This window comes from Burkholderia sp. AU33423, from assembly GCF_002223135.1.
Classification (GTDB): Bacteria; Pseudomonadota; Gammaproteobacteria; order Burkholderiales; family Burkholderiaceae; genus Burkholderia; species Burkholderia lata_D.
Genome location: NZ_NKFH01000003.1, coordinates 39,828 through 51,425 on the forward strand (window position 1 = coordinate 39,828; position 11,598 = coordinate 51,425).

General features: G+C 65.0%; 10 protein-coding genes. 6 read left to right on the top strand and 4 right to left on the bottom strand.

Going from position 1 to position 11,598, the window contains the following annotated elements; translation table 11 throughout:
- Nucleotides 1–127: 127 nt before the first annotated feature.
- Together hemB and yihA are read right to left on the bottom strand one after the other, a co-directional pair.
- On the bottom strand, nt 128–1,126 hold the full coding sequence (gene hemB, locus CFB50_RS01765) for a porphobilinogen synthase (protein ID WP_060070217.1): 999 nt from the start codon (nt 1,124–1,126) through the stop codon (nt 128–130).
- 252 nt (nt 1,127–1,378) lie between these two features.
- The gene (yihA, locus tag CFB50_RS01770; RefSeq protein ID WP_089444802.1) at nt 1,379–2,038 is read right to left on the bottom strand and encodes a ribosome biogenesis GTP-binding protein YihA/YsxC; all 660 of its coding nucleotides are present in this window, start codon (nt 2,036–2,038) and stop codon (nt 1,379–1,381) included.
- Between the two features lie 214 nt (nt 2,039–2,252).
- On the opposite strand from yihA, the gene CFB50_RS01775 reads away from it, so the two are divergent.
- From CFB50_RS01775 to msrQ, 5 genes are all read left to right on the top strand, one after another.
- The gene (locus tag CFB50_RS01775; protein ID WP_089444803.1) at nt 2,253–2,906 is read left to right on the top strand and encodes a c-type cytochrome; all 654 of its coding nucleotides are present in this window, start codon (nt 2,253–2,255) and stop codon (nt 2,904–2,906) included.
- A gap of 202 nt (nt 2,907–3,108) precedes the next feature.
- Nucleotides 3,109–5,325 carry a cytochrome c biogenesis protein ResB gene (locus CFB50_RS01780; RefSeq protein WP_089444804.1) on the top strand — a complete coding sequence of 739 codons (2,217 nt, stop codon included), beginning with the start codon at nt 3,109–3,111 and terminating at the stop codon, nt 5,323–5,325.
- A 4-nt stretch (nt 5,326–5,329) separates the two neighbouring features.
- Complete coding sequence (gene ccsB / locus CFB50_RS01785; protein ID WP_089444805.1) at nt 5,330–6,520, top strand: c-type cytochrome biogenesis protein CcsB; 1,191 nt, start codon at nt 5,330–5,332, stop codon at nt 6,518–6,520.
- 158 nt (nt 6,521–6,678) lie between these two features.
- The gene (gene msrP, locus CFB50_RS01790) at nt 6,679–7,674 is read left to right on the top strand and encodes a protein-methionine-sulfoxide reductase catalytic subunit MsrP (RefSeq protein ID WP_089444806.1); all 996 of its coding nucleotides are present in this window, start codon (nt 6,679–6,681) and stop codon (nt 7,672–7,674) included.
- 20 nt (nt 7,675–7,694) lie between these two features.
- A complete protein-coding gene (gene msrQ, locus CFB50_RS01795; protein ID WP_089444885.1) occupies nt 7,695–8,381 on the top strand; it encodes a protein-methionine-sulfoxide reductase heme-binding subunit MsrQ in 687 nt (228 codons plus the stop codon).
- A gap of 77 nt (nt 8,382–8,458) precedes the next feature.
- Here the strand turns inward: msrQ and lptM are convergent, their stop codons facing one another.
- Nucleotides 8,459–8,737: an LPS translocon maturation chaperone LptM gene (gene lptM / locus CFB50_RS01800; protein WP_081421163.1), complete on the bottom strand. Its 279-nt coding sequence runs from the start codon at nt 8,735–8,737 to the stop codon at nt 8,459–8,461.
- Between the two features lie 36 nt (nt 8,738–8,773).
- Here lptM and cyaY point away from each other — a divergent pair, with 36 nt between their 5' ends.
- Complete coding sequence (gene cyaY / locus CFB50_RS01805; protein WP_069246934.1) at nt 8,774–9,103, top strand: iron donor protein CyaY; 330 nt, start codon at nt 8,774–8,776, stop codon at nt 9,101–9,103.
- A gap of 90 nt (nt 9,104–9,193) precedes the next feature.
- Here the strand turns inward: cyaY and CFB50_RS01810 are convergent, their stop codons facing one another.
- The gene (locus CFB50_RS01810) at nt 9,194–11,578 is read right to left on the bottom strand and encodes a penicillin-binding protein 1A (RefSeq protein ID WP_089444807.1); all 2,385 of its coding nucleotides are present in this window, start codon (nt 11,576–11,578) and stop codon (nt 9,194–9,196) included.
- Nucleotides 11,579–11,598 lie beyond the last annotated feature (20 nt).

An 11,598-nucleotide genomic window follows, 5' to 3' on the forward strand; every position in this document is an offset into this window, starting at 1 on the left:
CGAGCCGGCGCGCTTGCGTGGCATGAGCTGACGATCGACAAGGCATACGGCCGCGATCGACAGCAAACAAAAAACGGCGGGACACCGAAGTGTCCCGCCGTTTTTCTTTCCGCCTGCCGGCAGGCGCTTAGCGTTGCGCTTTCAGCAGACGCGCGGCGTCGAGTGCGAAGTACGTGAGCACGCCGTCGGCGCCCGCACGCTTGAACGCGAGCAGCGATTCGAGCACGACCTTGTCGTGGTCGAGCCAGCCGTTCATCGCGGCGGCCTTGAGCATCGCGTATTCACCGCTCACCTGGTACACGTAGGTCGGGAAGCGGAACTCGTCCTTCACGCGGCGCACGATGTCGAGGTACGGCATGCCGGGCTTGACCATCACCATGTCGGCGCCTTCGTCGATGTCCAGGCGCACTTCGCGCAGCGCTTCGTCGCTGTTCGCCGGATCCATCTGGTAGGTCATCTTGTTGCCCTTGCCCAGATTGGATGCCGAGCCGACCGCGTCGCGGAACGGGCCGTAGAACGCCGACGCGAACTTGGCCGAATAGGCCATGATTCGCGTGTGGATATGGCCGTCGCTTTCCAGCATTTCGCGGATCGCGCCGATGCGGCCGTCCATCATGTCCGACGGGGCGACGATGTCGACGCCGGCTTCCGCCTGCGCGCGCGCCTGATCGATCAGGATCTCGATCGTGTCGTCGTTGATCACGTAGCCGTTTTCGTCGAGCACGCCGTCCTGGCCATGGCTCGTGTACGGGTCGAGTGCGACGTCGGTCAGCACGCCGAGTTCGGGGAAGCGCTTCTTCAGCTCGCGCACCGCACGCGGGATCAGGCCTTCCGGATTGGCCGCCTCGCGGCCGTCAGGCGTTTTCACCGACGGCTCGATGGCCGGGAACAGCGACAGCACGGGCACGCCCAGTTCGACGCACTGCTCGGCGACGTGCATCAACAGATCGACCGACACGCGTTCGACGCCGGGCATCGACGGCACCGGCTGCCGTTCGTGGGTGCCTTCGACGACGAAGACCGGATAGATCAGGTCGTCGGTGGTCAGGCGGTTTTCGCGCATCAGGCGCCGGGAGAAGTCGTCGCGGCGCATCCGGCGCGGACGATGAAGCGGATGGAAGCTCATGGCGATTGGGTAGAAATCAGGGCAGTAAGACCTTACGGAACCCTTAGGTCATTTTCGGGAGCGTTGGTATATGATAGCGATCGAGCGGCACGCGTCGCGTGCAGCTCCCCGCTTCTCCTCCCTGAGCGGGTGCCTGTCGTTTTTCGATTAGGCTGTTTGACCCGCCGTTCAACGGCGGGTTTTTTTATGAGCCGGCCGAAACCGCAGGCGCCGTCAGGTGCGCGCCGCCGATCCCGGCCGCGCGTTGCCCGATCATTGTGCTACAGGCTCGCTTTTTTCGTCGGCGACGGACGGCCGCACCCAGCTTTCGATCAATTCGTGCGCCTCGTCGAGCCCAATGCGCTTCATCGCCGAGAACAGCTGAACCGTCAGCTTGCCCTGAACACCCTGGTCACGATACGCATCGAGCCCCTTTTGCGTGGTCCGCAGCGCGTTGATGCTTTCCTGCCGCGTCAATTTGTCGCACTTCGTCAGCAGCGTGTGGATCGGCTTGCCGGTCGGCACGAACCACTCGATCATGCGGCGGTCGAGATCGGTCAGCGGACGGCGTGAATCCATCATCAGGATCAGGCCGCAGAGCTGCGAGCGGGTCGCGAGATAGGACGACAGCAGCATTTCCCAGTGCGCCTTGGCGGCGCCGGGCACTTCGGCGTAGCCGTAGCCGGGCAGGTCGACGAGATTCGCGACGGGCTCGGCGGCCGGGCCGACGGAGAAGTAGTTGATATGCTGCGTGCGGCCAGGCGTCTTCGACGCGAAGGCGAGCCGCTTCTGGTTGCACAGCACGTTGATCGCCGTCGACTTGCCGGCATTCGAGCGGCCCGCGAACGCGATTTCCGGCTGGACCGTCGGCGGCAGGTCGCGCAGATGGTTGACGGTCGTGTAGAAGCGGGCTTGATGGAGCAGAAAGGCCATGGGAACCGGAAGGACGGGCGGCGCGAGCCGCTTGGTGGAGGCGGGGTAGCCCCGATAGGCGCGGGAGCTTTCAACACGATATTGTACAATACGGCGGTTTTACCGAAGGCTACCGGGCGCCTGCCTCGCGCTTTTATGTAGCTTCTGCGGTAGACTGAACGCCGTCGTTTTTTGCAGAACCTCAAATTCCCACAAGACGAAACAGGGTGTGCGAATGAATCGACTGTGCAAGTCTCTGATGGTGCTTCAGGTTGCAGCAGGGTTCGTAGGTTTCGTAGCGGAGGCAAACGCGGCGGATGCGGCAAAGCCGGATCTCGACCGTGGCAAGGCAATTGCCGGGCAGGTGTGTGCGTCGTGTCACGGCGCCGACGGCAATAGCGCATCGGGCAGTTTCCCGAAGCTTGCCGGCCAGCATCCCGAATATCTGGTCAAGCAGTTGAACGACTTCAAGACGCAGCCGGGCGCGAAGGGGCCGGGGCGTACCAACGCGGTGATGGTCGGATTCGCGAGCGCGCTGAGCGCAGACGACATGCGCAACGTCGCCGCGTATTACGGGTCGCAGACGACGAAGCTCGGCACCGCACGCGATGCGGCAACCGTGCCGATCGGCCAGAAGATCTATCGCGGCGGCATCGCGGAGAAGGGCGTACCTGCCTGCGCGAGCTGCCACGGGCCGACAGGGCAAGGGATCCCGGTCCAGTACCCGCGTCTGTCGGGGCAATGGGCCGATTACACGGTCGCGCAGTTGACCGCGTTCCAGCAGGGTGCCGGCGCGCGCAACAACAACGAGGCGATGCATCAGATCGCAACGCGGCTGTCGGACAACGAGATCAAGGCCGTCGCGGATTACATCGCGGGCCTGCGTTGAGCGGTAAGCCGCGAACGGAATGACCGGGCGCCCGAAGGGCGGCCGGAGTCAGAACAAGAAAAGGGTGGGGCGCCGCATCGTTGCGGTTGCCTCGCCCTTCTTTTTTGTCAGCGCGCGCCGGCCGTCCCGAGCGTGCTGACCGCCCTTCGGGGCAGTAATCAAAGTGAGCGTTGGGGGCTGTTTCCCCTGAGTCGGAGTTTGAATGAGCGTTACCACGTCGGGGTTGCAGTCGAAGTCGGGTCAGGGCGCACCGAAGCGCGCGGTCGAGTTGCTGAGCTCGATGCGCTTCGCGATTGCGCTGCTGGTGGTGCTGTCGATTGCAAGCATCATCGGCACGGTCCTGACCCAGGACGATCCGTATCCGAACTACGTGAACCAGTTCGGGCCGTTCTGGGCGGACATCTTCCGCTCGCTCGGCCTGTACAACGTGTACAGCGCGTGGTGGTTCATGCTGATCCTGATCTTCCTCGTCGTGTCGATCTCGCTGTGCGTGATCCGCAACGCGCCGAAGATGCTCGCCGATGCGAAGAGCTGGAAGGACAAGGTTCGCGAAGGCAGCCTGCGGGCGTTCCACCACAAGGCCGAATACACGACGTCCGGCACGCGCGCGACCGTCACGGCGACGCTCGCCACGTTCGTCACCAAGGCCGGCTACAAGCACATCGTGCGTGAAAACGACGGCGCGACGCTGATCTCCGCGAAGCGCGGCGCGATGACCAAGTGGGGCTACATCTCCGCGCACCTCGCGATCGTCGTGATCTGTATCGGCGGCCTGCTCGACAGCAACCTGCCGATCAAATTCCAGATGTGGATGTTCGGCAAGAGCCCGGTCAACACGAGCGCGACGATAAGCGAGATCTCGCCCGACCATCGCCTGTCCGCGTCGAACCCGACGTTCCGCGGCTACGCGTGGGTGCCCGAGGGGCAGTTCGTATCGACCGCGATCCTGAACCAGCCGAGCGGCTCGCTGATCCAGGACCTGCCGTTCTCGATCCAGCTCAACAAGTTCATCGTCGACTACTACACGACGGGCATGCCGAAGCTGTTCGCGAGCGACATCGTCGTGATCGATCGCGAGACCGGCCAGAAGATCCCGGCGCGCGTCGAGGTCAACAAGCCGTTCACGTACAAGGGCGTGTCGATCTACCAGTCGAGCTTCCAGGACGGCGGCTCGCAGATGCAGATGACGGCCTACCCGATGACGGGCGGCAACGCGAAGACCTTCCCCGTGAAGGGGACGATCGGCAGTTCGGCGCCGCTGCAGATGCCGGGCAACGACGGCGACACGATCGAGTTCTCCGATTTCCGTGCGATCAACGTCGAGAACATGGCCGACGCGAACGGCAAGCCGGACGTGCGCGGTGTCGCGACGACGAGCTCGCTGAAGGAAGCGTTCGACGAACGCCTCGGCTCCGGCGCGAAGACGTCGAAGCCGACGCAGCTCCACAACATCGGCCCGTCCGTGCAGTACAAGATCCGCGGCAAGGACGGCCAGGCGCGCGAATTCAACAACTACATGCTGCCCGTCGACATGAAGGGCGAGCGCGTGTTCCTCGCCGGCGTGCGTGCGAGCCCGAACGACCCGTTCCGCTACATGCGGATTCCGGCCGACAGCCAGGATTCGATCGGCGAATGGATGCACCTGCGTGCCGCGCTCGAGGATCCGTCCGCGCGCGCCGAGGCCGCTGCACGCTTCGCGCAGCGTTCGCTGCCGGGCACCGACGCATCGCTGCGCAGCCGCCTGCAGGACAGCGCGCTGAAGGTGCTGACCCTTTTTGCGGCGGGCGACGACAGCGTCGGCCGTGGCGCCGACGGCCAGCCGATCGGTGGCTTCCAGGCCGTGGCGACGTTCATCGACCGCTCGGTGCCGAAGGCCGAGCAGGAGAAGGCCGCGAGCCTGCTGCTGCGCATGCTCGAGGGCTCGATGTGGGAGGTCTGGCAGATCGCGCGCGAGCGTGCGGGCGAGCCGGCGGCGCAGCAGGGCACCGACACGATCCGCTTCGTGCAGAACGCGATCAATGCGCTATCCGACAGCTTTTTGTATGGATCGCCGGTCTATTTGCAGCTTGACTCATTCAAGCAGGTGCAAGCTTCGGTATTTCAGTTGACGCGCGCACCCGGCAAGAATCTGGTGTATCTTGGCAGCCTGCTGCTGGTCGCCGGCATCTTCTCGATGTTCTACGTGCGCGAGCGGCGCCTCTGGTTCTGGTTGAAGGACGCCGGTTCGGGCGTCGATGTGGTGATGGCAATGTCCACGGCCCGCAAGACCTTCGATTTCGAGAAAGAGTTCGTGCAGACGCGCGACGCGGCCGGTGCCGCCTTGCACGCCGCACCTCGCGACGCCGCGCCGGCCGGTGCGGCATCGACGGCCCGTCCGCCTGCCGGCGGCGGTTCCGATTCCGAGAATTCCACCCGGTAACATCATGGATCTCACGCAAGTTTCCTCTTCCCATCGGGCGTCGGCCCAGGCTCCGGTTACGGCGCCGCTGTTCGACGACCGTCCGTTCCTCGCGCGCCTGTCGCTATTCGACTGGCTGTTCGCACTGGCGCTCGTGGTGGGCGCGGGCTATGCGCTCGTGCACTACAACGCGCACATGGATTACTACGACAAGGCGGTGATGATCGGCACCGTGCCGGCGCTCATCGCGCTCGGCTGGCGCTGGAAGCCCGCGCGGCTGATGATGGCGTCGATCGCCGTGCTGGCGCTGCTGTCGATCCGGATCTACCAGGGCGATCTCGCGCGCGCCGATTCGGCGTTCTTCCTCAAGTACTTCCTGTCGAGCCAGTCGGCCATCCTGTGGATGAGCGCGCTGTTCGTGCTCGCGACGATCTTCTACTGGATCGGCTTGCTCGCACGCTCGGAGTCGGGTTCCGCGATCGGCCAGAAGCTCACGTGGGTCGCCGTGCTGATGGGCTTCACCGGCCTGATGGTGCGCTGGTACGAGTCCTACCTGATCGGGGCGGACGTCGGGCACATTCCGGTGTCGAACCTGTATGAAGTGTTCGTGCTGTTCAGCCTGATCACCGCGCTGCTCTATCTGTATTACGAAGGCCACTACGGCACGCGCGCGCTCGGCGCGTTCGTGCTGCTGGTGATCAGCGCGGCCGTCGGCTTCCTGATGTGGTACTCGGTCGCGCGCGATGCGCAGCAGATCCAGCCGCTCGTGCCGGCGCTGCAGAGCTGGTGGATGAAGATCCACGTGCCGGCGAACTTCATCGGCTACGGCAGTTTCGCGCTGTCGGCGATGGTGTCGGTCGCGTACCTGATGAAGGAGCGCGGCGTGCTCGCCGATCGTCTGCCGACGCTCGACGTGCTCGACGACGTGATGTACAAGTCGATCGCGGTCGGTTTTGCGTTCTTCACGATCGCGACGATCCTCGGCGCGCTGTGGGCCGCCGAAGCGTGGGGCGGCTACTGGAGCTGGGACCCGAAGGAAACCTGGGCGCTGATCGTGTGGCTCAACTACGCGGCGTGGCTGCACATGCGCCTGATGAAGGGCCTGCGCGGCACGGTGGCCGCATGGTGGGCGCTCACGGGCCTGCTCGTGACGACGTTCGCGTTCCTCGGCGTCAACATGTTCCTGTCCGGGCTGCACAGCTACGGCAAGCTGTAAGATTTCCGCTGTTCGTCCGACTATGAAACCGCCGGTGCACTGCGTGCCCGGCGGTTTTCTTTTGTAACGGGCGGGCGGTCCTGACGTCGAACGGCGCAAGACGGGGCAGGTCGAACGCTCATGAAACTGCGCGCGGCGCAGGCAGGAGGAGCAGCACGATGTGGATCAAACGCCCTTTGCGGAACGTACTGACCGGCGGCGATATTGCACCCGGCGAAATCACGCCGCGTGCGGTGTTCGAGAACCGGCGGCGCGTATTGCAGGCGGCCGGCCTCGCGGCGGCGGGCGGGCTGCTCGGTGGCAGCGGCGCAGCATTGGCCGCCTATGCGTCGCCTGATGCGCGGGCCGCGAAGCTGGCGGCGAAGACGAATCCGAAGTTCGTCGCGGCCGACAAGGTGACGCCGTTCAAGGACATCACCACCTACAACAACTTCTACGAATTCGGTACCGACAAGAGCGACCCCGCGCAGAACGCCGGCACGCTGCGGCCGCACCCGTGGCGTGTGAGCGTCGAGGGCGAGGTGCTGCATCCGAAGGTGTTCGATCTCGACGAACTGCTGAAACTCGCGCCGCTCGAGGAGCGCGTATACCGGCTGCGCTGCGTCGAGGGATGGTCGATGGTGATTCCGTGGATCGGTGTGCCGCTGTCCGAGCTGATCAAGCGTGTGCAGCCGACCGGTAACGCGAAATACGTGCAGTTCATCACGCTGGCCGATCCGTCGCAGATGCCCGGGCTCTCGACGCCCGTGCTCGACTGGCCGTACTCGGAAGGGCTGCGGATGGACGAGGCGATGAATCCGCTGACGCTGCTGACGATGGGCGTCTACGGGCAGGTGCTGCCGAACCAGAACGGCGCACCGGTGCGGATCGTCGTGCCGTGGAAGTACGGCTTCAAGAGCGCGAAGTCGCTCGTGAAGATCCGCTTCGTCGACAAGCAGCCGAAGACGAGCTGGAACACGTACGCGTCGAACGAGTACGGTTTCTATTCGAACGTGAACCCGAACGTCGATCATCCGCGCTGGAGCCAGGCGACCGAGCGGCGCATCGGCGAGGACGGCTTTTTCACGCCGAAGCGCAAGACGCTGATGTTCAACGGCTACGGCGACCTGGTCGCGTCGATGTATCAGGGCATGGACCTGAAGAAGAATTTCTGAGGGCGACGGTGAGAAACGACCTGCCCCCTTCGACCCTGACGGCCGCGCCCACAGCCGGCGCTGGCCAGGCTGCACGTGCCGCACGGAGCGGCGCGGTCCATCCCGCCGCACCGCGCTGGCTCGCGCCGGCCAAGGTGCTGGTTTTCGCGGCCGGTCTTTATCCGCTCGCGCGTCTCGTGCTGTTCGGGCTGACCGACCGGCTCGGCGCGAATCCGATCGAGTTCATCACGCGCTCGACGGGGCTCTGGACGCTCGTGATCCTGTGCATCACGCTCGCCGTCACGCCGCTTCGGCGCATGACGGGGTTCGCCACGCTGCTGCGTTTTCGCCGGATGATCGGGCTGTTCGCGTTCTTCTACGCGACGCTGCACTTCACGACCTACCTGTGGTTCGACAAGTGGTTCGACGTCGTCGCGATCCTGAAGGACGTCGGCAAGCGCCCGTTCATCACGGTCGGTTTCGCCGCGTTCGTGCTGCTGATTCCGCTCGCGGCAACGTCGCCGCGCGCCATGGTGCGCCGCCTGGGGCGCCACTGGGCGACGCTGCACAGCGCGATCTACGCGATCGCGCTGTTCGGCGTGCTGCACTTCTGGTGGATGAGGGCCGGCAAGCACAATCTCGCGCAGCCGAAGCTATATGGGGGAATCGTCGCCGTGCTGCTCGGCTGGCGGCTCATCGCATGGGGATGGCGGCGCGTGCGCGCGTGACGGCGCAGCCTGAAAAACAAAAGGCGATGACCGGGAAGTCATCGCCTTGTTTCGTGAGCCGTGCAGGCGGCGCGTCGTTACTTCGCGACGGCCGGGCTCGACGCCGGTGCAGGCATGGACGATGCGCTGCTCGACAATTCGGGTGACAGCGTGAGCGGCGTGCCGGACGAATCGGGCACACTGTCGGACGACGCGTTTTCATCGGTCGGCTTCACGTCCGACGGCGGGGTGTCCTGCTGCTGGAGTGGCTTGGGCATCGGAGGCACGGTGGGCAGATAAAGCGCGCCGCTTTGACCGCAGCCGGCAAGAATCGCCAAAGCCGCTACAATCGCGCTCATCCGGAAAACGACTCGCATGATCGTCCCTGAACAATTGAACCGATAGAGTTTAGCATGTCCGATACCGAATACCTGACCCGTGCCGAGGCCGTGCTGGCGGCCGTCGAGCGTACCGTCGACGACGCCAACGACGGCGATCACGACATCGATCTGGAGCGCAACGGCAGCGTCCTGACGCTGACGTTCGAGAACGGTTCGAAGATCATCGTCAACCTGCAGCCGCCGATGAAGGAAGTGTGGATCGCCGCGAGGGCGGGCGGCTTCCACTACCGTTTCATCGACGGCGAATGGCGCGATACGCGCACGGGCACCGAGTTTTTCTCGGCGCTCACCGAATACGCGACGCAGCAGGCCGGCCTGCCGATCACGTTCAGCGCGCCGTAACCGCTCCGGCCGAAGCCGGGCTGCGCCTCGACGCGTCGTATCAAAGAAAAAGCGCCCCGCGGGGCGCTTTTTTCATGTCCGTGCCGGTGGTCAGTGCGCGAACAGGTTCATGATGTCCTGCTTTTCCTGCTCGTCGACGTGCGGCACGGTGGCGTCGACGTTCTGCGCGGCCGGCGCCTGCGGTACGCCGACCGTCGACACGAAGCCGTGGCCCGGCGCGAACTCGGTGAAGTACAGCTCGCCGCCGAGCGACTCGACGCCGTCCGGCACCGTCGGCTTGAACTCGGGCACACCCTTCAGCGCGGCGCCCATGTAGTCGATCCAGACCGGCAGCGACAGGCCGCCCCCCGTTTCGCGATCGCCGAGGCTGCGCGGATTGTCGTAGCCGATCCACGCGATCGCGGCGAGCGTGTGCTGATAGCCGGCGAACCACGCGTCGTGCGAGTCGTTCGTCGTGCCGGTCTTGCCCGCGAGGTCGGTGCGCTTCAGCACGTTGGTCCGTGCGCCCGTGCCGCGCTGCGCGACGCTCTGCAGCAGGCTGTTCATCACGTACGCGTTGCGCGGGTCGATCGCGCGCGGCGCATTCTGCTCGGCGACGAGCGGCTGCGCGCGCACGACGATCGCGCCGTTCGGATCGGTGACTTCGGCGATCAGGTACGGATTGACGCGGTAGCCGCCGTTCGCGAAGACCGAGTACGCGCCCGCCATCTGCAGCGGCGTGACCTGGCCCGCGCCGAGTGCCATCGGCAGGTAGGCCGGATGGCGTTCGGCGTCGAAGCCGAAGCGGGTGATGTACTGCTGCGCGTACTTCGTGCCGATGTGGTTCAGGATCCGGATCGACACGAGGTTGCGCGAGCGCTGCAGCGCGGTGCGCATCGACATCGGACCTTCGAAGCCGCCGCCGTAGTTCTTCGGCTCCCACGGCTGGCCACCCGTTTCGGCGGCGCTGAAATACAGCGGGCCGTCGTTGATCACGGTTGCCGGCCCGAGGCCCTTGTCGAGCGACGCCGAATAGATGAACGGCTTGAACGACGAACCCGGCTGCCGCCACGCCTGCGTGACGTGGTTGAACTTGTTCTTGTTGTAGTCGAAGCCGCCGACGAGCGAGCGGATCGCGCCGTCCTGCGGGACGATCGACAGGAACGCTCCCTCGACCTGCGGCAACTGCGTGATCGACCATTTGCCGGCGTCGTTCTTCACGACGCGGACGATCGCGCCCGGGCGGATGCGGCGATTCGGCTGCGCATTGGCCGACAGCGCGCCCGACGCGAAGCGCAGGTTGTCGCCTTCGATCGTCGCATTGCTGCCGTCGATGAACGCGACCGTGATCTGGCGCGGGCTGGCGGCCGTGACGACCGCGGCGATCAGTTCGCCGTTGTCGGGGTGTTCGAGCAGCGCATCGTCGATCGCCTGTTCGCGGTCGTCGGCCCCGGCCGGCAGCTCGATGAAGCCTTCCGGCCCCCGATAGCCGTGCCGGCGTTCGTAATCCATGATGCCCTTGCGCAGCGCGGTGTACGCGACCTGCTGATCCGCGGAGTCGATCGTCGTGACGACGTTGAAGCCGCGCGTGTAGGTTTCCTCGCGGTACTGCGCGTACATCATTTGTCGGACCATTTCCGCGACGTACTCGGCGTGCACGCTGAAATCGCGGCCCGGACCCTTGACGACGAGCGGCTGAGCGGAAGCTTCGTCGTACTGTTCGCGCGTGATGAAATTCAGCTCGAGCATCCGCTGCAGGATGTATTCCTGGCGCACCTTCGCACGCTTCGGGTTCACGACCGGGTTGTACGCGGACGGTGCCTTCGGCAGCCCGGCGAGCATCGCGGCTTCGGCCAGCGAGATGTCCTTCAGATCCTTGCCGAAGTAGACCCGCGCAGCGCTCGCGAAGCCGTACGCGCGCTGGCCGAGATAGATCTGATTCATGTAGACCTCGAGAATCTGATCCTTCGTCAGCGCACGCTCGATCCGGTACGCGAGCAGCATCTCGTAGATCTTGCGCGTGTAGGTCTTCTCGCTCGACAGGAAGAAGTTGCGCGCGACCTGCATCGTGATCGTGCTCGCACCCTGCGATGCATGACCGTTCGTCAGCGCGACGAAGCCGGCGCGGACGATGCCGGTGAGGTCGACCCCCCCGTGATCGTAGAAGCGCGCGTCCTCGATCGCGAGGATCGCCTTCTTCAGCGAGTCGGGCACGTCCTTGAAATGGACGACGTCGCGGCGCTCTTCGCCGAATTCGCCGATCAGCACGTGATCGGACGTATAGATGCGCAGCGGCACCTTCGGCCGATAGTCGGTCAGCGCGTCGAGCGACGGCATGTTCGGCCACGCAACGACGAGCGCGTAGCCGAGCACGAGGCCGCCGGCCACGACGAGCGCCACGCACATCGTGGCGAATCCGAGCAGGACTTTTTGCCACCAGGGCCGCTTCTTCGGCTCCGGGGCGGGAGGCGGGGACGTAGGAGTCGTGGATTGCATAGGCATACCGGAAAACAGTC

Excerpts from the sequence above, each read along its gene's own strand:
- cyaY (WP_069246934.1), top strand. The coding sequence starts at position 8,774 with ATGTCCGATACCGAATACCTGACCCGTGCCGAGGCCGTGCTGGCGGCC.
- CFB50_RS01810 (WP_089444807.1), bottom strand. The coding sequence starts at position 11,578 with ATGCAATCCACGACTCCTACGTCCCCGCCTCCCGCCCCGGAGCCGAAG.
- lptM (WP_081421163.1), bottom strand. The coding sequence starts at position 8,737 with ATGCGAGTCGTTTTCCGGATGAGCGCGATTGTAGCGGCTTTGGCGATT.
- CFB50_RS01775 (WP_089444803.1), top strand. The coding sequence starts at position 2,253 with ATGAATCGACTGTGCAAGTCTCTGATGGTGCTTCAGGTTGCAGCAGGG.
- hemB (WP_060070217.1), bottom strand. The coding sequence starts at position 1,126 with ATGAGCTTCCATCCGCTTCATCGTCCGCGCCGGATGCGCCGCGACGAC.
- msrP (WP_089444806.1), top strand. The coding sequence starts at position 6,679 with ATGTGGATCAAACGCCCTTTGCGGAACGTACTGACCGGCGGCGATATT.
- yihA (WP_089444802.1), bottom strand. The coding sequence starts at position 2,038 with ATGGCCTTTCTGCTCCATCAAGCCCGCTTCTACACGACCGTCAACCAT.
- CFB50_RS01780 (WP_089444804.1), top strand. The coding sequence starts at position 3,109 with ATGAGCGTTACCACGTCGGGGTTGCAGTCGAAGTCGGGTCAGGGCGCA.
- ccsB (WP_089444805.1), top strand. The coding sequence starts at position 5,330 with ATGGATCTCACGCAAGTTTCCTCTTCCCATCGGGCGTCGGCCCAGGCT.